Source organism: Collinsella aerofaciens (assembly GCF_964283865.1).
Lineage (GTDB): Bacteria > Actinomycetota > Coriobacteriia > Coriobacteriales > Coriobacteriaceae > Collinsella.
In genome coordinates this window covers 49814-70775 of record NZ_CAXYLS010000003.1, presented here as the reverse complement: position 1 = coordinate 70775, position 20962 = coordinate 49814, and the positions used below count along the sequence as shown (strand labels likewise).

Genomic DNA, 20962 nt, shown 5'->3' with positions numbered 1-20962 from the left:
CAGGTGTCAATCGATTTACTTGCTGGGATCGATTATATATTTGCCCATGGCACGCAGGGCCGGGTCTGACAGGATGGCGCCGAGTTCGTCGAGGGAAGCCACCTTGGCGACCATCGAAGAAACGTCGATTCTGCCCGAGTCGATGAGCTCGAGTGCGCGACGCTGCGTATAAGGGTTGATGAAGGACGAGGCGAGCACAAGCTCCTTCTGGAAGACCTCGAAGGGCTTGACGGTGATCGTCTCATCGGGCTTGGTAAGTCCGAACATCATAACCGTGGCCTTATGGCCGGCGATTCTAATGGCCTGCTCAATGGTGACGGGCTTACCGACACATTCGATTACAACGTCGACGTTGCCGACGCCCTCCTGCTTCAGGCGGGCTGGGACGTCCTCATGGATGGAATCAATTGCCAGATCAGCGCCGAGTTTGAGCGCAACCTCGCGTTTGCCCTCGACGGGCTCGAGCAAAACGACTTTGGTAGCACCAGCGTTTTTGGCAAGCTGCATCATGAGCAGGCCGATCATGCCACCGCCGATAACGACAACCGTGCTGCCGGGCTTGATGTTGCACATATCGATGCCGTGCAGGCAGCACGCCACGGGCTCGGTCATGGCGCCCTGCTCAAAGCTGGTGTGATCCCCCAGTTTGTAGACTTGCTGCATATCGACGGAGCAGTACTCCGCAAAGCCGCCGTTAACGGTGGTGCCGTAGCCGGTCATATGCTCGCAGTAGTGGTTGATTCCGTCACGGCAGGGTTCGCAGCAGCCGCAGGGATGGTTTGGGTCGATGCACACGCGATCGCCCGGCTTAAAGCCGGTGACATCGCAGCCCACGGCCTCGATAACGCCAGCGAACTCATGACCAAGGATTGTGGGCGGGGTAACGTCGGCTGCGCCCTTGTCGCCTTCATAGATATGCACGTCGGTGCCGCAGACGCCGCAAGCTTTGACGTTGATCAGAACGTCACGCTTGCCCACGGCCGGTTTTGTCGAATCCTCGACCCTGAGATCGTGCTTTCCATAGAAGACCGCGCTTTTCATGGTGACTCCTTAACGTGGCGGTGAATGTTGTAATGAAGTATAGGTATGCAAACATCCTTATACAAGCCTATCTAGACAAGTTGATAAATATTTTGTTTAAGAAGTTTTAGACAAACAGGCAATAACAGGCAAAACCTTTGAAATAAACCGTTCACCGTCAATTATCGACCGCTGACCGAACATGGAAACCGTATTAACTTGTCTAGATAAGTGATATGATAAAAATGGAAGCGCAAGAAGTCAGGGAAGCGGGCCCACCCGTCCTATTGCACGAGGTACACGCAAACGGCGCGTCTGCGGTCTCGAGTGAAGCCAAAACCGCAGCCGCTCCGAATGAAGAGAGGGGGATTCCCCGTCATGATGCAAAAGATACAACGTTTCGGCGGTGCAATGTACACGCCTGCAATTCTTTTCGCATTTTCCGGAATCGTCGTCGGCCTGGGTACGTTGTTTACCACCGAGGCGATCTTTGGCGAGATGGCCACAGCGGGTCATCTTTGGTTTGATTGCTGGAATGTGCTGCTCCAGGGTGGTTGGACGCTCTTTAACCAGATGCCGTTGCTGTTTTGCGTAGCGTTGCCAATCTCGCTCGCGAACAAGCAGAACGCTCGCTGCTGCATGGAGGCTTTGGCCATCTACCTTACCTTCAACTACTTTGTAAGCACAATCTTGGGGCAGTGGGGCCCTGTCTTTGGGGTCGACTACTCTGTCGAGGCGGGCAGCGGTACTGGTCTTGCCACTATCGCAAGCATCAAAACGCTTGATATGGGCATCATGGGCGCGCTTATCATTTCAGGTATCGCCACGATGCTTCACAACAAGTACTTCGACACCGAACTTCCTGAGTGGCTGGGCGTGTTCTCGGGCTCCGTGTTCATCTATATGATCGGTTTCTTCGTTATGGTTCCGGTCGCTCTTATCGCCTGCCTGGTGTGGCCGCATGTTCAGGCTGCTATCTCCGCCTTCCAGGGATTCATCCTTTCCGCCGGTACGTTTGGCGTGGGTGTCTTTGCTTTCTTCGAGCGCGTGCTGATCCCTACAGGCCTGCACCACTTTATCTATACGCCGTTCTATTACGACAACGCGGCGGTCAACGGCGGCATCTTTGCTGCTTGGGCCAACATCCTGCCCCAACTGGCTGCCGATCCGAGCATTGCTCTTAAGGATGCCGCACCCTGGGCTGCCTATACCTGCCCTGGTTGGACTAAGGTCTTCGGCTCGCTTGGCGTCGCCATTGCGTTTTATATGACCGCCAAACCCGAGCGCAAGCAGCGCGTCAAGGCTCTGCTGATCCCGGTCACCCTTACCGCTATGCTTTGCGGTATCACCGAGCCGCTTGACTTCACCTTCCTGTTCATCGCGCCCGGCCTGTTCGTCGTCCACTGCGTGCTCGGAGCGCTCGGCTGCATGGCTCAAAACCTCCTTGGTGTCGTGGGCATCTTCGACGGCGGCATCATCTCGATGCTCTCGTGGGACTGGCTGCCCCTTTGGGCCGCACACGGTCTGCAGTACGCCATCTCCATCCTTGTCGGTCTGTGCTTTACTGCTCTTTGGGTCGTGGTCTTCCGTTTCCTGATCGTCAAGTTCGACTTTAAGACCCCCGGTCGCGAGGATGATGATGTTGAGGTCGAGCTCAAGTCCAAGGCCGACTACAAGCAAAAGCAGGGCGGTGCTGCTGCTAGCAAATCGGTCGCCCAGAGTAAAGATGATGAGCGCTTGGTGCTTGCCGAGAACATCCTCGATCTACTCGGTGGCACGGATAACATCATCGATGTAACTAACTGCGCCACCCGTCTGCGCGTTAACGTCAAGGATAAGGGCGCCGTTGCACCCGAGGCTTCCTTCAAGGCGATCGGTACGCATGGCTTGGTGGTCCAAGGCCAGTCAATCCAGGTCATCATCGGCCTTGCTGTCCCGCAGGTTCGCGAGAAATTCGAGAGTCTTCTGTAAACCATCGTCCATCGAAACAATCGGCCTTGCAGAGCCGGTATGCACCGCAAGGCCGATTCTAGAGATAAAACCCCACTTCTAGGTAACAATTCCAAACCGTACAGGCCGCGTGCGGGGATGGATTGAGCAAGCGGCCAGAATGAGGAGGACATTATGTCCAAGAAAAACTATGCCGTGACCATTGCCGGCGGTGGCTCTACCTTCACTCCGGGCATCGCTCTGATGCTGCTTGAGGAGCGCGACCGCTTCCCGGTCAACAAGGTGACCTTCTACGACAACAACGCCGAGCGCCAGGAGACCGTGGCAAAGGCCTGCGAGATCTACTTCCACGAGAACGCCCCCGAGGTTGAGTTCAACTACACCACCGACCCCGAGACCGCATTCACCGGGACCGACTTCGTCCTTGCTCACATCCGCGTCGGCCTGTACGCCATGCGTGAGCTCGACGAGAAGATTCCTCTCAAGTACGGCTGCGTTGGCCAAGAGACCTGCGGTGCCGGCGGTATCGCCTACGGCATGCGCTCCATCGGTGGTGTCATCGAGATTCTCGACTACATGGAGAAGTACAGCCCCAACGCCTGGATGCTCAACTACTCCAACCCCGCGGCCATCGTCGCCGAGGCCTGCCGCGTGCTGCGCCCCAACAGCCGCATCATCAACATCTGCGACATGCCGATCGACCTCATGGATAAGATGAGCCGTATGTGCGGCATCAAGGATCGTCGCGAGCTGCAGTATAGCTATTACGGCCTCAACCACTTTGGTTGGTGGAGCAAAATCTACGACAAGGAGGGCAACGACCTCATGCCGCAGATTAAGGAGCACATGGCTAAGAACGGCTACTTGGACGGCATCGAGCACGAGGCCGGTAAGGAGCAACATGTCGAGGAGAGCTGGATTCACACCTTCGGCAAGGCCAAGGATGTCTATGCTGTAGATCCCGAGACGATTCCCAATACCTACCTCAAGTATTACCTGTACCCGGACTATGTCGTCGAGACGTCCGACCCCAACTACACTCGCGCCAATGAGGTTATGGACGGCCGCGAGAAGAAGGTCTTTGGCGCTTGCCGCGACATCATTGCCAAGGGTACGGCCAAAGATGGCGGCTTTGAGCCAGATGTACATGCCAACTACATCGTCGACCTTGCCTGCGCACTGGCCGAGAATACGCTCGAGCGCTTTCTGCTGATCGTCCCCAACGATGGCGCTGTGCCCAACTTCGACCCGACGGCCATGGTCGAGGTGCCTTGCATCGTCGGTTCCAACGGCTTTGAGAAGATCTGCCAGGGCCCGATTCCGCAGTTCCAGAAGGGCCTGATGGAGCAGCAGGTTTCCGTCGAGAAGCTCGTTGTCCAGGCTTGGGTCGAGGGCAGCTACCAGAAGCTCTGGCAGGCGCTCACGCTCTCCAAGACCATTCCTTCGGCGAGCGTTGCCAAGCAGATCCTGGACGAGCTCATCGAGGCCAACAAGGATTTCTGGCCCGAGCTTAAGTAAGGACTGCTGTCTCGAACTCTCACACATCTCTGCTTCATTTGCGCCGTCGCGGTGTCCGGATTCGCCCGGATGCTGCGGCGGCGCTATACTTATGCAGTTTGAAATGCTTGTACCAAAAGGAGCTGTCGTGTCCCTTTCCATCGGTATCGTGGGCCTGCCCAACGTAGGCAAGTCGACGCTGTTCACCGCGCTTACCAAAAAGACCGGCCTTGCCGCCAATTACCCGTTCGCCACGATCGACCCCAACGTGGGTATCGTCGACGTGCCCGATAGCCGCTTGCAAAAGCTCGCCGACATCGTCAACCCGGGTCGTATTGTGCCGGCTACGGTCGAGTTCGTCGACATCGCAGGTCTGGTGAAGGGCGCTAACGAGGGCGAGGGTCTGGGCAACCAGTTCCTGGCCAACATTCGCGAGACCGACGCCATCTGCGAGGTCGTGCGCTACTTTAAGGACCCCAACGTTATGCGCGAGGTGGGCCGCACGGGCGAGTTCGTCGACCCCGCCGGTGACGCCGACACCATCATGACCGAGCTTATCCTGGCCGACATGGGCACGCTCGAGAAGCAGCTGCCTAAGCTCGAGAAGGAGGCCAAGCGCGACAAGGAGCTCATGCCCAAGTTTGAGGTCGCCAAGCGCCTGCTCGCCTGGCTCAACGAGGGTAAGCGCGCCGCGTCCATGGAGATGACCGACGAGGAGCGCGCCGCTGCCAAGGGCCTGTTCCTGCTCACCATGAAGCCCATCCTGTATGTGGCCAACGTAGACGAGGACATGCTCAACGAGGACCTGGCGCCCATCGATGGCGTCAAGCCGCTGCCGATCTGCGCCAAGATCGAGGCCGAGCTTTCCGAGCTCGATCCCGAGGATGCGGCCGACTACCTGGAGAGCTTGGGCCTGGAGCAGCCCGGTCTGGACGTGCTCGCGCAGGCGGCTTATAAGCTGCTCGGCCTGCAGTCGTTCTTTACGGCTGGCGAGATGGAGGTCAAGGCCTGGACGGTGCGTCAGGGCGCGACCGCCCCGCAGGCCGCCGGCGTCATTCACACCGACTTTGAACGCGGCTTTATTAAGGCCGAGGTCATTGGCTATGACGACTACATCGAGCTCGGCGGCGAGCAGGGCGCCAAGGCCGCTGGCAAGCTGCGCATCGAGGGCAAGGACTATGTCATGGCCGATGGCGACGTCGTGCACTTCCGCTTTAACGTGTAAGGACGACGTGCATGTTTAAATACGGCAAAAAAGCTGGCTACATGGGTATCGCGCTGTTGGTGCTTGCGGTGCTTCCGCTGGCGGTCGCGGCATTTGTTATCCCCAACATTGGTTCCGAGGTGGCAACGAAGTTTAATGCCGCTGGCGAGGTTATGCGCTGGGGCAAGAGCTACGAGCTGCTGGCACTGCCGGTGCTCAACCTGCTGCTGAGCGTGGCGACGTACTTTACGGCAGGACGCCAGGCTAAAAACAATGATGGCTCCGCCGCCATGGCGCGCATCGTGTGCGAGCGCTACCTGCGAAACGGCTGCATCACGGGTGTGTTCCTCAACGTGATTAACGTTTACTTTATGTACTCGGCGATTACCGGAACAGGCTTTGGCTTTGGTTTCTAGCCTGTCCTTTTAGGCAACGAGCCTGCACGCATATTCAATGGCTGCTGCGAGGCCGCCGCTCGATCGTGGTTTAAAGACCATATCGGCGGCGGTCTCGTTTTCGTATCCGGCGCCGCGAAGGGCGAGTGCGATACCGGCTTCTAAAAGGAGCGGCAGGCCGCGTTGGCTGGTTGCGATTACGGCAGCCTGATTGAGCGAGCAACTGTGCGCCTGGCATTGGATGGCAAGTTCACCTTGCGCCGGGCAAGGGACCAGAACGGCGGAGACGCGACTTGATAGCAATGCAAATGCTGTGCGCTCATCGGGCGAAAGACATTCAGCTTCAACGACGACGAGCTTGGGCGGCGCGCTGTTTGTGCGAAGCGTGGCTCGGTACATGCGGACCGAAGAACCCGACATAGAAAACTCCTGTGTATTCGGCAAAACGTAAACTATAGTTTACGTTTATGTTCGGCTCCATTTCAAACTCGGCTGCATGGACGAACGTGCGAAACAGATTCTTGGCAGGCGGGTCGAAGAGACACGCAGGGACCTTGGTATCTCCAAGGTTGATTTTTGTGTGGCGACAGGAATCAGCCGACCCTACCTCGACCGAATTGAAGATGGGACGGCAAATTTCACGCTCAAGGTTCTATTTAAGATCGCGCCCGCACTCGGCATGACGGTGTCAGAACTTCTCGAGGGTATCGAATAGGGGATACCCGTCGACAACTGAATTACGCCATCGGGATACGGTCGTGGTTGACTTGGCTGTAGAACAGGCGCTGGATTTCGGCGGCATCGCGTGACTGGCCGAGTGCCCACATGGTCTTGGCCACGAGCGTCTCGGTGGTCATGTCATCGCCGCGCAGAATGCCCGGATGATCGGCGTAAGCGCGGCCGACCTCATAAACGCCCAGATCGAGGCCCTCTTCGGGGACCTGCGTGGTCATAACGACGGTGCGGCCCGAATCGACCCAGCGGAAAATCGCCTCCTGGAACGACTCGCCCGACTCACCAAACTCGGGGATACCGCCAATGCCAAAGGTCTCCAGAATCACGGCGTCGTAGCTATCGGCTAGGGCGTACAGGATACCCGGGTTCACGCCGGGCGTAAGCTTGAGTACAAATACGCGCGGGTCGATGCTGTCGTAGAAACGCACCGGGTTTTCGCCCTGATGCGTGCCGTGAAGCCCGTTGCGCACGATGCGGTCGTTGCGGATGTAGGCAATGGGCGGATAGTTGACGCTAATGAACGCGTTAAAGCTCATGGTGCGCTGCTTGCGGGCGCGCGTGCCGGCAATGGCGACGCCACCAAACACAATCGACACATCGTGCGAGTGCTCGTCGAGCGCATAGAGCAGGCTCTGGTACAGGTTGAGTTTGGCATCAGTAAAAGGGTTGCCCATGGGCTTTTGCGAGCCGGTGAGTACGATGGGCTTGGGGCTGTCCTGAATCAGATAGGAAAGTGCTGCCGCGGTGTAGCTCATGGTGTCGGTGCCGTGCAGAATCACGAAGCCGTCGTGATCGGCATAACCCTCGACGATGACATCGCGGATACGCATCCAGTCGCTCGGGCGCATATTGGTGCTGTCGATGTTCATGGGCTGCACCACGTCGAGCTCGCAGAGGCCCGAGATCTCGGGGACGCTCTGGGCGAGCTCCTCACCGGTCAGGGCGGGGGAGAGGCCGTTGCCGTCCTCGGTCGATGCGATGGTGCCGCCCGTGGCGATGAGAAGGATGCGCTTCATGCTGGTATTCCTATCGTATTTGCCGCCGCAGAGGCGGAGTCGTTCGGCAGTATTGTGGCACAGAGCGTTCAATGTTCAAACGTATTACATCATCTGTAACGTCTGGTAACACTTCAATTGCCGTCAAATAGGGGCCCAGGTCGTGCGTTTGCCGTGCGCTGATGGCTGCGAGGGACGAGAAACCCCATATAACGTGTACACTATGAAAGTTATTCTCGTTTATTCGCGCGGGTGGGCACCGGCTCCCCGCCAACAAGAGGGGGAACCATGGATCAAAAGGCTTCCGCAAAGGTCCTCGTACTCGACTTTGGTGCGCAGTACGGTCAGCTCATTGCCCGTCGCGTCCGCGACCTCAACGTGTATTCCGAGATTGTCCCCTGCGACATCTCGGCCGACGAGATTCGCGAGATGAACGCCTCTGCGCTCATCCTTTCCGGCGGTCCGGCTTCCGTGTACGCCGAGGACGCTCCGTCCATCGATCCTGCCATCTTTGACCTGGGCCTTCCCGTCCTGGGCTTCTGCTACGGCCATCAGATCACGGCCGTGACGCTCGGAGGCAAGGTCGGTCACTCCGAGGTGGGCGAGTACGGCCGCGCCACCATCACGCGCACGGCCGGCGCCAAGCTCTTTAACTCCACGCCCATGGAGCAGACCGTGTGGATGAGCCATCGCGACGCCGTTTCCGAGGTGCCCGAGGGCTTTACCGTTACCGCCAGCACCGACGTGTGCCCGGTTGCTGCCATGGAGTGCGTCGAGCGCAAGATTTTCACCACGCAGTTCCACCCCGAGGTCAAGCACTCCGAGTACGGTCAGCAGCTGCTGAGCAATTTCCTGTTTGAGATCTGCGGCCTGGAGCCCAACTGGAGCATGGAGAACCTGGTCGAGACCATGACGGCCGAGTTCCGCGAGAAGGTCGGCGACGACCGCGTGATTCTGGCCCTGTCCGGTGGCGTCGACTCCTCCGTCGTGGCTGCGCTGGGCGCTCGCGCCGTGGGCAAGCAGATGACCTGCGTGTTCATCAACCACGGCCTGCTGCGCAAGGGCGAGCCTGAGCAGGTGGAGGAGGTCTTCACCAAGCAGTTTGACGTCGACTTTATCCACGTCCACGCCGAGGACCGTTATGCCGAGCTTCTGGCCGGTGTGACCGAGCCCGAGGAGAAGCGCCGCATCATCGGTACGCAGTTCTGGAAAGAGTTCTTCGCCGTGGCGCAGCAGCTCGAGACCGATGGCAAGCCAGTCAAGTACCTGGCTCAGGGCACCATCTACCCCGACATCATCGAGTCCGGCGCTCGCAAGACGGGTGGCAAGACGGCCACCATCAAGAGCCACCACAACCTGATCCCGTTCCCCGAGGGCGTGCACTTCGACCTCATTGAGCCGCTTGACCACTTCTTTAAGGACGAGGTCCGCGCGCTTGGTCTGGCGCTGGGCCTGCCGGGTCACATCGTGTTCCGCCAGCCTTTCCCGGGTCCGGGTCTGGCCATCCGCATCATCGGCGCGGTCGATAAGGAGAAGCTCGAGATCCTCAAGAATGCCGACGCTATCGTGCGCGAGGAGCTCGACGCCTACAACCAGCGTCTGTTTGAGCAGACCGGCGAGCGCAACTCCGAGCACAGCTGCTGGCAGTATTTCGCGGTCCTGCCCGACATTAAGTCCGTCGGCGTTATGGGCGACGAGCGCACCTATCAGCGCCCGATCATCCTGCGCGCCGTCGAGTCCAGCGACGCCATGACCGCCGACTGGGCCAAGCTGCCCTACGACGTGCTGGCCCGCATCTCCGGCCGTATCGTTGCCGAGGTCCCCGGCGCCAACCGCGTGTGCTACGACATCACGTCCAAGCCGCCCGCGACGATTGAGTGGGAATAGAACAGACGTTCTATATAATAATATAGTATCAGATAGCGGGCACGGTTTCAATTGAATCCGTGCCCGCTGCTGTATGCGTGTTCTTGCACGCCCAATATGCGCCGTAAAAGCCGTCTTCTTCGACGTCAAAGTGAATGCGCTTCGTTTTTGCCTCTCAAAATCTTATTTTCACGATTTGCATTTTCATCCCGTTGTCACCGACCCTTGCGAGAAACCGGAAAAAGCCGCTGACAGAAGGGTCTCTCAAATCGTTGTAGCCCAGCATATAGCCGCGACTTGTGACCTGCAGACGGCTGTCCCACGTGCCGATTTCCTTGGCGGCATCCGAAACCGCAAAATATGCCCCCACATCTTTGATTTTTGCAGTCTTAAGCCATGTTTTTGTGATCATCTTTACCGCCGTCCGATTGGCAGCATCAAAGACCAGCACACTGCCGGGGAAAGCGTCCGCCATCCCCCGCACCAGTTCCCGGACCTGCTGGGTCAGAAAGTAATAGAACACCCCGGAGGCAAAGAACACCGCCCCGCGGGAGGCATCGATTTTGCCAAACCATGTGGTGTCTTTCAGGTCGCAGGGGATATTTTGTTCTCGATCCCCGGCGGGCAGTAGCTGCTGCCGCAAGGCAATCACATCCGGGAAGTCCAGATTGTAGATCTTGCATCTACCGTTGTCGCAGGTTCTGCCGGTGTTGTCCAGCCCACAGCCTAGATTGACCACCGCCGCATTGGGGTGGCCTTTCAGGTAATCCCGCACCTCGAAAGCAAGATCACTCTGCCGCATGGCCACCTCCAGCGCACCAAAGCGCTGCATCAGGCTGCGGGAGTTTTTCTCTGCCTCTGAAAAGTCGTAGTCGATCTGGTCGAGCAGACGAACCGCTGTTTCATCCCTGTAAAGGTTCGGGTACAACTCCGTACACAGCTTCCGGGAATACAGCGGGAGGATCAGCGTCTCCTGCACGGTGTTTTTCTCAATTTTACATTTCATAGGTTTCTTCCTCAGTGAATAAAAACTGTCATAATTGCCGCCAGCATAGCCGCTATGACCGTCATGCCTATCGCCATGTGCAGGATGGATGCAAAAATACCCGTGCTTGATGCCCCTACTTCCGCGCCGTGACGCAGAGCCACTTTTTCTTTTTGTGTATCTGCACCTCGTGAAAACCCGCCTGCTCCAGACATGCCTTTAATTCAATGTCCTTGTAGATGGTCATGCCGCCGATGATCTGCGTCCACCTCTCGTCCTTGTCCGTATCGCCATTGCTCTCGTTGCAGATAAGAATTGTCCCGCCTGGCTTCAGCGTCCGCCAGACCTCACGGAAGCATCGGGGCAAATCAGGCCAAAAATAGACGGTCTCAAAGGCCGTGGCAGCGTCGAAACAGCTATCCTCAAACGCCATATCCGCCACACTGCCTTGCAGAACAGCGCAACGCCCCTCTTGAATTGCAGTTCGGTTGAGCTTTCGAGCCTTCTCCACGCTGACGGGCGAATAGTCGATGCCCTTGACGACGCCATGCGGGCATTTTTTCAGCAGCCGTTTTATGTTCGCCCCGCCGCCGCAGCCGCAATCCAGCACCTTGGCGTTTGGCGCAAGTCGTAGAAATCGAAGTCCCCATCGCGCCACAGGGCTGTGGCCCAGATTCATCATGGCAACCATAAGTTTTCCGCCGAGGCCCACGGGCTTGCGGGTGTTTTCAAAGAACGACATCTGGCCCCTCCGATTTTGTGCATTCCGCATAAGTCAACGGGAACGAGGCCTTCAGCACCGCGCTTTTCTGCACCGCCCAGCCGTTTTGACGCAGGAAACGCAGGTATTCCTCGCTTGTCCACCTGCTGTGGAGGGGGAATCCCGCCATACTCATGAAAAAGGCTTTTACCTTGCCGGAAACCGAGTTCCCCGCGTGGGTGAAGGTTGGCGCGATGAGCACGCCGTCGTCCTTCAGCACCCGCCTGATTTCTTGCAAGGCCTTTTCTGGATGCGGCACTATGTGAAGCGCGTTGGACGCGATCACCACTTCGAAGGACTTCTGCGCATAGGGCAGGCGGAACATATCTTGTACGGAAAAGTGCAGTTTTGCGGATTGATTGCCCCGTTTCGCTTCAAGGATCATCTTTGCAGAAGCGTCCGTAGCCTCGATGTGCGCCGCCGCATTCACGATGCTCTTTGCGATAAGCCCCGTGCCGGTGGCAACCTCCAGTACGGTTTTTGCTTCCACTACCGGCCGGATCAGCCCATACATCTTCTCATACGCCGCCCGGTCGTTTCGCATGAAACGGTCGTACCGACTGGCATTCTTGTCCCAGAAACCCTTGCGTTCATGCATGGCTGTCGCCCCCAAACAGTTAGAGCTATCTAACTATAACACACGAATCATGAAGTAAGATAAGGCTAACCTTATTTTCTTGGCTAAGACGTATCTCTTCGGTTTTCGCTTATAACGGCGCGAGTCAGATACTAGGCTGAAGCTGAAGAAGGAGCTTGGCGGACAGGTAGGTCGATACCGGTTCCCGGAACGGTGATCCAGCCAATTACACCAGGGCTCTAGTCATGCAGGTAAACCCAATCCATGACGGGAAATAGGTCCTTTTCTCTAGCTCGACGTCTTTCGGAGCTTGACGATTTGGACTGATGGAGGCGAGAAGTCCCTCACCGCGCCAATACCTGACGATTGCGCTATGGGCATCTCTCCGACCCTTTGAATCACCCCTTGTTACGCCACCCGCTACGAACCCCGGCGGAAACCAGGGAGTCATTAAAGGAGCGACCTGCGGTTTTGCGAATCAATTGAGTCATTCCCTAAATCGCGAATCAAGGGCCTGATTCGCCCAAAATGTGCACGAATCAGCCCTTGGGCGGCATGATGCGACACGCATCGACAACACTCGGACTGGATTAGTCGCTGAGTGGGAATAGCGGGAACTGGCTTCTAAACTCGCGTTCTGGTGCTGTCGAGTACCGCCTGATGCTGTTTCGGCGTCGCCACAGAGCAAAGCCACCAGCGAAATAACGGGAATAACAGCCTCTGGACCCTCTGGCTCGGAGGCTTTCTTTTTCGTTCTGCTCGGAAAGAGCCCCTTGCCAAAGCCCCTTGAGCATCGGGTGGTATTATTGAGCGTGGGCGTTATCGTAGGTATCTTTGATTTCTTCTGGCAAATTGTCGGGAATCAGCGCCTTCACTCTATCCTCGTTGCCATCTTGGATTGCCTGCTCGTAGTACCAGCATTTGAACTTCAGCATGTCCAGTGCACGGTTCATCTTCGCGATCTCCGATTCCATGTGGGCCTTCCGCTCTTCGAACATGGCCTTGCGCTGGGGGTACGTTGATGGGCCCTCTGTGCACCATTTCATGAACAGCCGGATGTCCTTGATTTCCATCCCTGCCTTCTTTAGGCATTCGATGACCCGAAGCGCCTCGAGTTCCGTATCGCCGAATCGGCGAATGCCGGACGTCCGCTCCAATTCCGGAAACAATCCCTGTTTGTCGTAATACCGCAGTGTGGAAACGGGCAGACCGAACATCTCCGCTACCTGTCCGATTGTGTACATGGTCCCTCCGGACGAATTTCGAATTGACTCCTTGACCTAAAGTTAGGTTTAGATATTACCTTTATTTTCGTCAATATATATAAGGAGTGCAAGGGGTATTCCGTAATGAGCAAAACGGTTTTGATAGTCTCTTCAAGCCCTCGAAAGAATGGCAATTCCGAGATGTTGGCGGATGCTTTCGCCAAAGGCGCACGCTTGCCGGAACGGTTTTCGCCGGCGGCGTGAACGGTGTGGGCGAAATCACGGGGCATTCTGATCTGGAGCAGGCGTAACGAATGGGCATGGGAGTCTAGGCGCGGCTTAGCAGCGCGGAAGCAGTTTTGTACTCAAAACCATCGACAGGAGGAAATCGATCATGGCAATTAAACAGACAGCGGGCAGAGATGCCCTGGGGGACTTTGCCCCCAAATTCGCACAGCTCAACGACGATGTGCTGTTCGGCGAGGTGTGGAGCCGGGAAGACGGGCTTTCCCTTCGAGACCGCAGTGTGGTGACGGTTGTGGCCCTGATGGCGCAGGGGCTGACGGACTCTTCGTTCCAATACCATCTGATGTCCGCAAAGAACAACGGCGTGACCAGGGCGGAGATAGCGGAGATCCTTACGCACGCGGCGTTTTACGCGGGTTGGCCCAAGGCATGGGCGGCCTTCCGCATGGCGAAGGAGGTCTGGGTGGACGACGATGCCGCCGACGCAAAGGCTCAGCACCAAAACGAGATGGTTTTCCCCATCGGTGCCCCCAACGACGCCTTCGCGAAGTTCTTTATCGGTCAAAGCTACCTCGCGCCCCTTTCCACCGAGCAGGTTGGCGTCTACAACGTGACGTTTGAGCCTGGCTGCCGCAACAACTGGCATATCCATCACGCCAAAAGCGGTGGCGGACAGATCCTCGTCTGCGTGGCTGGTCGAGGGTTTTACCAGGAGTGGGGCAAGCCGGCACAGGAGCTGCGCCCCGGCGACGTGGTCAACATCGCCCCGGGGGTGAAGCACTGGCACGGCGCCGCGCCCGACAGCTGGTTCTCCCATCTGGCGCTGGAGGTTCCGGGCGAGGAGACCTCCAACGAGTGGCTGGAGCCCGTGGGCGACGAAGGATATCTTAAAGCGGCTAGCAGGGAGGTTTAAGCCTCGCCGCGCTGCTCGTCGCCTTTCCGTGCCGCTGAGAGCAGCGTGCTCAAATCGGCCTGAATCGCCTCTGCCTTGTTCCCGAGCTGCAATGGAGCGGAGTCGCCTGTGATGTTGACGCTCAACAGGTGCGCATCCGGCAGCTTTGCGGTCATGCTCCAGAACGGGAGCGTGATGATGCTCGGGGTCATCTCGCCCACGCCGAGCTCCAGCAACAGCACGCGGTCATTGCTGTGCTCGCGCACAAAGCGCTCGTGTCGCTCGAGGTTCTCGCGCGAAGGCCGGGGCCATATCGCCATCAACGAGAATCGTCTCGCACGAAGTATCGGGCGCCATGGCCTGGCTGTAGTTGAACGCGGTGTACGTGATGTGTTCGCAGGCGTTTGCGATCTGAGCGAGCATGCGCTTTATGACGCCGTTGCGCAATTCCACGCCCAGTTCAAGGAAAAGAATCTTCTGATGCGCGTGCGCATCGAACCAGTCGGATACCTTGCGGTACTGCTCTTTGTTCACAACGTTCAGGGAAATCTCGCGGTCAACCGCCTGCTCGGTTGGAGGCGAGGGCCCGAGTTCGCCCACGCCCAGGAGCTGCTCAGCGCCTATTCCGAAGGGGGCATGCGAGCGGTATCGGCTCGTCACGATTTCCGTAGTTGATCTTGACTGTGGACTCCTTACAAGTCTTGCTCGAGATCGAGCGGAGGCTGGGCCCTGCCGAATCGGAGCTATGGCGACCAAAAATGTTGCCAGAAAACGCCGTCGACGCTGTTTGCGATGGGGCAGAGCTCGATGGCGGTTCGGCACAGTCTGTTTCGTCGGTTTCGCGGGGCGTTGATGGCCTGAAGGCGACCGTTGGAAAAAGCTCATTTCCGTGGGGAAGAAACTTCTCGGTGAGTAAAGCTCATCGGAGCGGGGATAGAGCTTTGTCTGCGGGGTACGAAATGCTGGCTAGCGGTTGCGACGCCTTGTTGCAGAAATGCCAACTGCCGCAACTACAGCACCGGCAACACTCAGGGCGGCTGCCATCGCACCGTTGTCGCCCGTCGCGGGTAGGGTGGCCCCGGCTGGTTTAACTGCCGCTACTGCCTTGGTGGAAACGGGATTTGCCGTGGGCTTTTTTGCATTGGGCTGCGGTGTGGGCTCGGGCTTGGTTTCCGGTTCGGGTTTGGAACCGCTCGTATCGGTTGCAAACAAGTGCACGTCACTGTCGAAGACGTAACGGATGTAGTAATCGTGCCGCGTTTCGTGCATAATCCCCTGCCCGCTGTCGAAGTCACGGTCAACGTGTGCGCCAAGGTAGGTTGAGCTGTTGAGGTCCAGCCTGTAAGGGATTTGGTCGTCGGCGTAACTGCCTGTAAAGACTACGGTTGCTCTAACGTGATTGTCGATCATGGTCAGGGCAATAGAGACGCTGGCCTCTTTGGGGTTCTCGGTTTTTATAAGGCTTTCGGTATCGGTGTCGATCTTGAAGAGATGGACGGTGTCGTTAAGCCCGTAGATGAAGTCCTCGGGTTTGTCGGGAAAATCGTATACAAGAGCCTCGTTCTGGACCAACTCGAAAGCAGGGGGTAGCTCCAAATCGTAGTAATGATCGACGACGGTGGTTGCTGTGAGGCTGCCTTCCGCGTTGACTTCTTCGCAGGTGATGGGTAATGCGACATCGGGTTCGGGCATTTCGGTCGCCAGTGCTGCGCAGGGTAGCAAAAGCTGTCCTGTCATAAGAATGCTTACTCCGTAGGCGACGACTCTGGCGCCTGCATGAAGCTTGACGTTGCGGATAGACAGGCCAGTGCGTTTGTTATGGGTTTGCGGTGCAACATGCTGTCCATACATAAGGCGCTCCTTGTTCGTAGGCCGGTTTCCGTGGGTCTATATTGCGCCTACCCGATTCGGCCAGGCTCATACACGCGAACGCTCACGCGAGCAGGAGAAAGCTCTAGTTAATTTTCCCACAGTCGACACTTTGCGGCCAACGATTTGCTGTTCAATTCTCGGAGAGAGAATCAAGACAGTTGAGGAGTTGTCAGGCAATGAGATTGTGCCTAGAGAGCGCGAACGGGAGATGTGGTCTGCGGACGACTGGATAGCTCCATCCGTTTTGGTTGCAACGAAATGTGTGCCGCGCGCCTGCGGCATGAAAGAGAGGGAATCCTATGAATATCGTTGTGTTGAGCGGCAGCCCGCGCAAGGGCGCCAATACCGACACTATGGTCGAGGCGTTTGCCGAGACCGCGCGTGAGGGCGGCAATACGGTCGAGGTCGTCCGCGTTGCCGGCAAGAAGATCGCCGGCTGCTTGGGATGCCAGTACTGCTTCGCCCATGAGGGCGTCTGCGTGCAGAAGGATGACATGGCCGACGTGATCGACTCGCTGAAAGACGCAGATATGGTCGTCTTCGCCTCGCCTATCTACTGGTTTGATATCACCGCGCAGGAGAAGGCCGCCATCGACCGCCTGTACGCCTTCGGTGCCACGGGATTCCCGTTCACCAAGACGGCCCTTTTGCTCGATAGTCACAGCGAGGGTGTCTATGACGCGGCGATCGCCATGTACAAGTCAACCTGCGCATACTGCAAGTGGGAGGACCAGGGCATTGTCACCATTAGCGGCATGACCGAGCGCGACAGCATGGCCTCCTCGCCCAAGTTGAAAGAGGTGCGCGAGCTCGCTCGCAAGCTCGCCTAAGGGTAAGAAGAACGCATGGCAATCGGTGTTGGTGGAAATGCTTGCTGTCCTTATCAAGAGGAATGCTGATTGCCATGCGTCGATGCCCCAGCGGACAATTCCGGTGTACTAAAACGCCTTCTCGCTCAAGAATTCCCTGAACGCGGGGATGTCGAAGCCGACGAGGCCACGTCCACGTTTCCCGATAACGCCGTCCTCGAGGAGGCGGCGCTTGTACTGGCTTGCGTAGTTGCTGGCGACGCCCATACGCTTGGCGATCTCCGAGACCCTGCTGGATCCAGAATCAGGCAGAAGATTGTGAGTGAAAATCGGGAGTAGCACTCCCGATTTTGACCAATTAACGTTTGTACGTGATAATAGGCTCCATAACGGGAGGCGATTCTATGTACATCGAGCGCGAAATTGAACAGACGATAGATTCGATGCTGGGACAGGGAAAAGTTGTCCTGGTGACCGGAGCGCGCCAAGTTGGGAAGACGACGGTTCTCAAGCAACATCTAGGCGACCGATTCGACTATGTTTCGATGGAGAACCCGCGGGATTATCTTCTTGCAAAAGAGGATGCCGCCCTGTTTTTCGAGTCTCATGATTTGCCGATCATCATTGATGAGATTCAGCGCGTGCCTGAGCTTTTTTCTCCGGTGAAGTGGGTTGTCGATCAATCAGAGGAGAAGGGCCGAATCGTCCTCACGGGATCCCAGACATATCACCTCATGAAAGGGGTGAGCGAATCTTTGGCGGGGAGGATTAGAATTCTGGAGATGCCCTCTTTAAGCTTGCGAGAGCTTGTTGGTGGTTCCCAGGGCCCTCGTCCGTATATCCCCAAAAAGGTTTCCTTGGCCTCTAAGATGTCTTCGGGAAATATTTGGAACATCATCCATAGGGGTTCGATGCCCGAACTGCAAGACCCAAATATCGATTGGGACTCCTATTATTCCGACTACGTTGCCGCATATCTCGAACGCGATGTTCGCGATCTTGTAAACGTGAAGGATGAGGCGAAGTTCTACAGCTTTATGGTCGCGTGCGCAGCGAGAACGGGGCAACTGTTAAATGCCACCGATATTGGAAACACCGTTGACGTCGACCGTAAGACGGTGAAGGCTTGGCTCTCGGTTTTGCAGGCGTCGAACATCGTTCGGATTGTCGAGCCCTTTTGGCCTAATGTCGATAAGCGTCTGACCAAGACCCCTAAAATATTCTTTATGGATACAGGTCTTGTTTGTCATCTAACGAGGTGGATAACGCCGGAGCAATTGCGCAACGGGGCCGCGGCGGGGCATATATTTGAGACGTTCGTTGTCTCGGAAATTTTGAAGAGCTTTATGAACGCGGGGAAGAGCCTTCGCGACGTATGGTTCTATCGAGACCAAAAGAAGCGCGAAATTGATTTGCTCATCCAAGAGGGCCATATTCTCCATCCCGTCGAGGTGAAGATGTCGGCCACGGTGGGCAAAGATGCAGTAAAGAATTTTTCCTGTCTCGAGGGCCTGACCGGCTATGAAATTGGGTTTGGACACGTTGTCTGTCAAACCCCGGATCCATACCTTATTGCCAAGGATGTCCAAGCGATTCCCGTGTGGGGCATATGATATACGTTGAAGCGAGCGGGGCCCGGAGCGCGATGTTGCTGCGCTCCGGGCCCCGCTGCTTTGTAAAACCATGACGGTTTGGCCACCGTTGTTTTAGTCAAACAAACTTGGCATGTCGTTTTCCTTCATGAGGGCACCGGCGGAGGGCAGGCTCTGCGCGGTGAACTTCTCGGCCGAGACGCCGGCGCCAAGAATCTCTTCGGTCGTGCCGACGGTGGTGACCGAGCGGCCCTTCTTGGCCGTGAAAGCCTGGACGCCCTGCGTGTTGGTGGTCGTCTTGGTCTTGAGCAGCGACGTGTTGAAGTTCATCAGGCGGTAGTCGCTCGAGACCAGCGCGAGGTCGCGGTCTTCCTTGAGCACCTGCGCATACAGCAGCTTGCTGCCGCCGTAGATGGCGTTCTTGAGGCGCTTGCGGTTGGTCTTGGTGACGTATCCAGAAAGCGCGACGCGCACCACGCGGCCGTTCTCAAAGACGAACAGCACGTCGGCCTTGTAGTCCTCGGGGTCGATGACCCAGATGACGCTCTCGTCGGGTTCCATCTCAAGATCGGTCGGCAGGTACGAGCCCAGCTGGGCCGACTTGGTGTCCTCAAACGCTGCAACCTTGCACTTGTACACCTGGCTCTTGTTGGTAAAGACCAGCAGCTCGTGGGTGTTGGAGGACGGGAACTCGATAAAGGGTTTGTCGCCGTCCTTGTACTTGAGCGTGGTCGCCTTCTTGAGCACGCGGTCCGTCATCTTCTTAAGGTAGCCATCGCGCGAGAGCATGATGGTGACCGGGTACTCCTCGACCTCGGGTTCCAGGCTCACCTCGATGACCTCATGGGGCTCGATCCTGCCCGTGCGGCGCGGCATCACGTACTTTTTGTTGACCGCGGCCAGCTCGTCGCTGATGACCTTCTTGATGTTCTCCTCGCTCGAGAGGATCTCCTCAAGCTCGGCAATCTCGCCCTCGAGCTTGGCGATGTCCTTGGTGCGGTTGAGGATGTACTCCTCGTTGATGTTGCGGAGCTTAAGCTCGGCAACAAACTCGGCCTGGGTCTCGTCGATGTCGAAACCCTTCATAAGGTTGGGCACGACCTCGGCTTCGAGCTTGGTGCCGCGGATGATGGCGATTGCCTTGTCGATGTCGAGCAAGATCGCCTCGAGGCCGTGCAGCAGGTGCAGGCGCTCGGACTTTTTGCCCAGGTCAAAGTTAATGCGGCGGCGCGTAGACTCAATACGCCACTTGACCCACTCGTGCAGGATCTGGCGCACGCCCATAACGCGGGGGTAGCCATCGACCAGCACGTTGAAGTTGCACGAGAACGAATCCTGCAGCGTGGTCGAGCGATAGAGCTTGGCCATGAGCTTGTCGGGGTCGACACCTCGCTTAAGGTCGATGGCGATACGCAGGCCCGAAAGGTCGGTCTCGTCACGGATGTCGGCGATCTCCTTGACCTTGCCCTCTTTGGAAAGCTTGACGATGCGCTCGATGATGACATCGGTCTTGGTGGTGTAGGGGATCTCGTAGACCTCGATGATGCGCTCTTCGGGAATCCAGCGCCAGCGGGAGCGGATTTGGAAGCTGCCAAGGCCGGTCTCGATAATCTTTTCCATCTCCTCGCGGCGGTAGATGATCTCGCCGCCGGTGGAGAAATCGGGCATGGGCATGTACTCGAGCAGGTCGCAGTCGGGATCCTGCAGGTAGTGCATGGTGGCGGTGCAGACCTCGTTGAGGTTAAAGCCGCAGATGTCGGACGCCATGGCGACGCCGATGCCCTTGTTGGCCGAGACGAGGATGTTGGGGAACGTGGTGGGCAGCAGGCGCGGCTCCTTCATGGCACCGTCGTAGCTGTCGACGAAGTCGACCGGGTCCTTGTCGATGTCTTTGAAGATCTCGGCGCTGATGGGGGAGAGCTTGGCTTCGGTATAACGCGAGGCGGCGTAGCTCAGGTCGCCCGAATAGTACTTGCCAAAGTTACCCTTCGACTCCACGAAGGGGGCGAGCAGCGCCTCGTTGCCGGTGGCCAGGCGCACCATCGTCTCGTAGATCGCGGCATCGCCGTGCGGGTTGAGCTTCATGGTCTGGCCCACGATGTTGGCGCTCTTCTGGCGCTCGCCCTTGAGCAGACCCATCTTGTACATGGTGTAGAGCAGCTTGCGGTGCGAGGGCTTAAAGCCGTCAATCTCAGGGAATGCACGCGAGACGTTGACGCTCATTGCGTAGGGCATGTAGTTGACCTCGAGCGTCTGCGTGATCGGCTGATCGGTGACCTCGGAGTGCAGGCCGATGACGTTCTCGGCGTTGACCTGCTTTTTCTTTGGCTGGTTCTTCGTCTTCTTCTTTGCCACGATTTCC

Annotated in this window: 21 protein-coding genes; 10 read left to right on the top strand and 11 right to left on the bottom strand. The window is 57.3% G+C overall.

The window, feature by feature from the left end; genetic code table 11:
• Positions 1-15 precede the first annotated feature (15 nt).
• A complete protein-coding gene (locus ACRX4W_RS03015) occupies positions 16-1041 on the bottom strand; it encodes a zinc-dependent alcohol dehydrogenase family protein (RefSeq protein WP_432299092.1) in 1026 nt (341 codons plus the stop codon).
• Between the two features lie 333 nt (positions 1042-1374).
• On the opposite strand from ACRX4W_RS03015, the gene ACRX4W_RS03010 reads away from it, so the two are divergent.
• The 4 genes from ACRX4W_RS03010 to ACRX4W_RS02995 all read left to right on the top strand — a co-directional run bounded on the left by ACRX4W_RS03010 (position 1375) and on the right by ACRX4W_RS02995 (position 6087).
• Complete coding sequence (locus ACRX4W_RS03010; protein WP_432299090.1) at positions 1375-2991, top strand: alpha-glucoside-specific PTS transporter subunit IIBC; 1617 nt, start codon at positions 1375-1377, stop codon at positions 2989-2991.
• Positions 2992-3144: 153 nt separating this feature from the next.
• Positions 3145-4488 (top strand): 6-phospho-alpha-glucosidase, encoded by a 1344-nt coding sequence (locus ACRX4W_RS03005; RefSeq protein WP_118384796.1) that lies wholly within the window; start codon positions 3145-3147, stop codon positions 4486-4488.
• Between the two features lie 127 nt (positions 4489-4615).
• On the top strand, positions 4616-5692 hold the full coding sequence (ychF, locus tag ACRX4W_RS03000; RefSeq protein WP_055309950.1) for a redox-regulated ATPase YchF: 1077 nt from the start codon (positions 4616-4618) through the stop codon (positions 5690-5692).
• An 11-nt stretch (positions 5693-5703) separates the two neighbouring features.
• Positions 5704-6087, top strand: a complete 384-nt coding sequence (locus ACRX4W_RS02995) for a DUF1648 domain-containing protein (protein WP_432299088.1) — start codon at positions 5704-5706, stop codon at positions 6085-6087.
• Positions 6088-6096: 9 nt separating this feature from the next.
• On the opposite strand, the gene ACRX4W_RS02990 is transcribed toward ACRX4W_RS02995, so the two are convergent.
• Entirely contained in the window at positions 6097-6486 is a 390-nt protein-coding gene (locus ACRX4W_RS02990) for a hypothetical protein (RefSeq protein WP_432299086.1), read from the bottom strand.
• A 76-nt stretch (positions 6487-6562) separates the two neighbouring features.
• Here ACRX4W_RS02990 and ACRX4W_RS02985 point away from each other — a divergent pair, with 76 nt between their 5' ends.
• Positions 6563-6781 carry a helix-turn-helix domain-containing protein gene (locus tag ACRX4W_RS02985; protein ID WP_035136926.1) on the top strand — a complete coding sequence of 73 codons (219 nt, stop codon included), beginning with the start codon at positions 6563-6565 and terminating at the stop codon, positions 6779-6781.
• A gap of 22 nt (positions 6782-6803) precedes the next feature.
• Here the strand turns inward: ACRX4W_RS02985 and ACRX4W_RS02980 are convergent, their stop codons facing one another.
• Positions 6804-7817, bottom strand: a complete 1014-nt coding sequence (locus ACRX4W_RS02980; protein ID WP_432299084.1) for an asparaginase — start codon at positions 7815-7817, stop codon at positions 6804-6806.
• Positions 7818-8084: 267 nt separating this feature from the next.
• On the opposite strand from ACRX4W_RS02980, the gene guaA reads away from it, so the two are divergent.
• Positions 8085-9683, top strand: coding sequence for a glutamine-hydrolyzing GMP synthase (gene guaA, locus ACRX4W_RS02975; protein ID WP_432299083.1), 1599 nt, complete (start codon positions 8085-8087; stop codon positions 9681-9683).
• A gap of 154 nt (positions 9684-9837) precedes the next feature.
• Here guaA and ACRX4W_RS02970 read toward each other — a convergent pair whose 3' ends face one another.
• From ACRX4W_RS02970 to ACRX4W_RS02955, 4 genes are all read right to left on the bottom strand, one after another.
• Complete coding sequence (locus ACRX4W_RS02970) at positions 9838-10668, bottom strand: class I SAM-dependent methyltransferase (protein ID WP_432299082.1); 831 nt, start codon at positions 10666-10668, stop codon at positions 9838-9840.
• Between the two features lie 115 nt (positions 10669-10783).
• Positions 10784-11389: a class I SAM-dependent methyltransferase gene (locus tag ACRX4W_RS02965; RefSeq protein WP_432299081.1), complete on the bottom strand. Its 606-nt coding sequence runs from the start codon at positions 11387-11389 to the stop codon at positions 10784-10786.
• Positions 11376-12005 carry a class I SAM-dependent methyltransferase gene (locus tag ACRX4W_RS02960; protein WP_432299080.1) on the bottom strand — a complete coding sequence of 210 codons (630 nt, stop codon included), beginning with the start codon at positions 12003-12005 and terminating at the stop codon, positions 11376-11378. The genes ACRX4W_RS02965 and ACRX4W_RS02960 overlap by 14 nt, the downstream gene beginning before the upstream one ends.
• Positions 12006-12787: 782 nt before the next feature.
• Positions 12788-13228 carry a MerR family transcriptional regulator gene (locus ACRX4W_RS02955; RefSeq protein ID WP_432299079.1) on the bottom strand — a complete coding sequence of 147 codons (441 nt, stop codon included), beginning with the start codon at positions 13226-13228 and terminating at the stop codon, positions 12788-12790.
• A 355-nt stretch (positions 13229-13583) separates the two neighbouring features.
• Between ACRX4W_RS02955 and ACRX4W_RS02950 the strand changes: the two genes are divergently transcribed.
• Positions 13584-14348 (top strand): carboxymuconolactone decarboxylase family protein, encoded by a 765-nt coding sequence (locus ACRX4W_RS02950; protein ID WP_432299078.1) that lies wholly within the window; start codon positions 13584-13586, stop codon positions 14346-14348.
• Here ACRX4W_RS02950 and ACRX4W_RS02945 read toward each other — a convergent pair.
• Positions 14345-14647, bottom strand: coding sequence for a hypothetical protein (locus ACRX4W_RS02945; RefSeq protein ID WP_432299077.1), 303 nt, complete (start codon positions 14645-14647; stop codon positions 14345-14347). The two genes, ACRX4W_RS02950 and ACRX4W_RS02945, sit on opposite strands and share 4 nt — an antisense overlap.
• A gap of 70 nt (positions 14648-14717) precedes the next feature.
• Between ACRX4W_RS02945 and ACRX4W_RS02940 the strand changes: the two genes are divergently transcribed.
• Positions 14718-15002, top strand: coding sequence for a hypothetical protein (locus tag ACRX4W_RS02940; protein WP_432299076.1), 285 nt, complete (start codon positions 14718-14720; stop codon positions 15000-15002).
• 291 nt (positions 15003-15293) lie between these two features.
• On the opposite strand, the gene ACRX4W_RS02935 is transcribed toward ACRX4W_RS02940, so the two are convergent.
• Entirely contained in the window at positions 15294-16178 is an 885-nt protein-coding gene (locus ACRX4W_RS02935; RefSeq protein WP_432299075.1) for an LPXTG cell wall anchor domain-containing protein, read from the bottom strand.
• A 320-nt stretch (positions 16179-16498) separates the two neighbouring features.
• Here ACRX4W_RS02935 and ACRX4W_RS02930 point away from each other — a divergent pair, with 320 nt between their 5' ends.
• A complete protein-coding gene (locus tag ACRX4W_RS02930) occupies positions 16499-17029 on the top strand; it encodes a flavodoxin family protein (protein WP_432299074.1) in 531 nt (176 codons plus the stop codon).
• A gap of 108 nt (positions 17030-17137) precedes the next feature.
• Here ACRX4W_RS02930 and ACRX4W_RS09745 read toward each other — a convergent pair whose 3' ends face one another.
• Positions 17138-17350, bottom strand: coding sequence for a DUF8462 domain-containing protein (locus ACRX4W_RS09745; protein WP_489753009.1), 213 nt, complete (start codon positions 17348-17350; stop codon positions 17138-17140).
• 62 nt (positions 17351-17412) lie between these two features.
• On the opposite strand from ACRX4W_RS09745, the gene ACRX4W_RS02920 reads away from it, so the two are divergent.
• A complete protein-coding gene (locus ACRX4W_RS02920) occupies positions 17413-18621 on the top strand; it encodes an ATP-binding protein (RefSeq protein WP_432299072.1) in 1209 nt (402 codons plus the stop codon).
• A 93-nt stretch (positions 18622-18714) separates the two neighbouring features.
• On the opposite strand, the gene ACRX4W_RS02915 is transcribed toward ACRX4W_RS02920, so the two are convergent.
• The gene (locus ACRX4W_RS02915; RefSeq protein ID WP_118065700.1) at positions 18715-20955 is read right to left on the bottom strand and encodes a DNA gyrase subunit A; all 2241 of its coding nucleotides are present in this window, start codon (positions 20953-20955) and stop codon (positions 18715-18717) included.
• Positions 20956-20962 lie beyond the last annotated feature (7 nt).

Coding starts and splice junctions, on each gene's coding strand:
- ACRX4W_RS03015 (WP_432299092.1), bottom strand. CDS start 1,041: ATGAAAAGCGCGGTCTTCTATGGAAAGCACGATCTCAGGGTCGAGGAT.
- ACRX4W_RS03010 (WP_432299090.1), top strand. CDS start 1,375: ATGAAGAGAGGGGGATTCCCCGTCATGATGCAAAAGATACAACGTTTC.
- ACRX4W_RS03005 (WP_118384796.1), top strand. CDS start 3,145: ATGTCCAAGAAAAACTATGCCGTGACCATTGCCGGCGGTGGCTCTACC.
- ACRX4W_RS02995 (WP_432299088.1), top strand. CDS start 5,704: ATGTTTAAATACGGCAAAAAAGCTGGCTACATGGGTATCGCGCTGTTG.
- ACRX4W_RS02990 (WP_432299086.1), bottom strand. CDS start 6,486: ATGTCGGGTTCTTCGGTCCGCATGTACCGAGCCACGCTTCGCACAAAC.
- ACRX4W_RS02985 (WP_035136926.1), top strand. CDS start 6,563: ATGGACGAACGTGCGAAACAGATTCTTGGCAGGCGGGTCGAAGAGACA.
- ACRX4W_RS02980 (WP_432299084.1), bottom strand. CDS start 7,817: ATGAAGCGCATCCTTCTCATCGCCACGGGCGGCACCATCGCATCGACC.
- guaA (WP_432299083.1), top strand. CDS start 8,085: ATGGATCAAAAGGCTTCCGCAAAGGTCCTCGTACTCGACTTTGGTGCG.
- ACRX4W_RS02970 (WP_432299082.1), bottom strand. CDS start 10,668: ATGAAATGTAAAATTGAGAAAAACACCGTGCAGGAGACGCTGATCCTC.
- ACRX4W_RS02965 (WP_432299081.1), bottom strand. CDS start 11,389: ATGTCGTTCTTTGAAAACACCCGCAAGCCCGTGGGCCTCGGCGGAAAA.
- ACRX4W_RS02960 (WP_432299080.1), bottom strand. CDS start 12,005: ATGCATGAACGCAAGGGTTTCTGGGACAAGAATGCCAGTCGGTACGAC.
- ACRX4W_RS02955 (WP_432299079.1), bottom strand. CDS start 13,228: ATGTACACAATCGGACAGGTAGCGGAGATGTTCGGTCTGCCCGTTTCC.
- ACRX4W_RS02950 (WP_432299078.1), top strand. CDS start 13,584: ATGGCAATTAAACAGACAGCGGGCAGAGATGCCCTGGGGGACTTTGCC.
- ACRX4W_RS02945 (WP_432299077.1), bottom strand. CDS start 14,647: ATGGCGATATGGCCCCGGCCTTCGCGCGAGAACCTCGAGCGACACGAG.
- ACRX4W_RS02935 (WP_432299075.1), bottom strand. CDS start 16,178: ATGTATGGACAGCATGTTGCACCGCAAACCCATAACAAACGCACTGGC.
- ACRX4W_RS02930 (WP_432299074.1), top strand. CDS start 16,499: ATGAATATCGTTGTGTTGAGCGGCAGCCCGCGCAAGGGCGCCAATACC.
- ACRX4W_RS02920 (WP_432299072.1), top strand. CDS start 17,413: ATGTACATCGAGCGCGAAATTGAACAGACGATAGATTCGATGCTGGGA.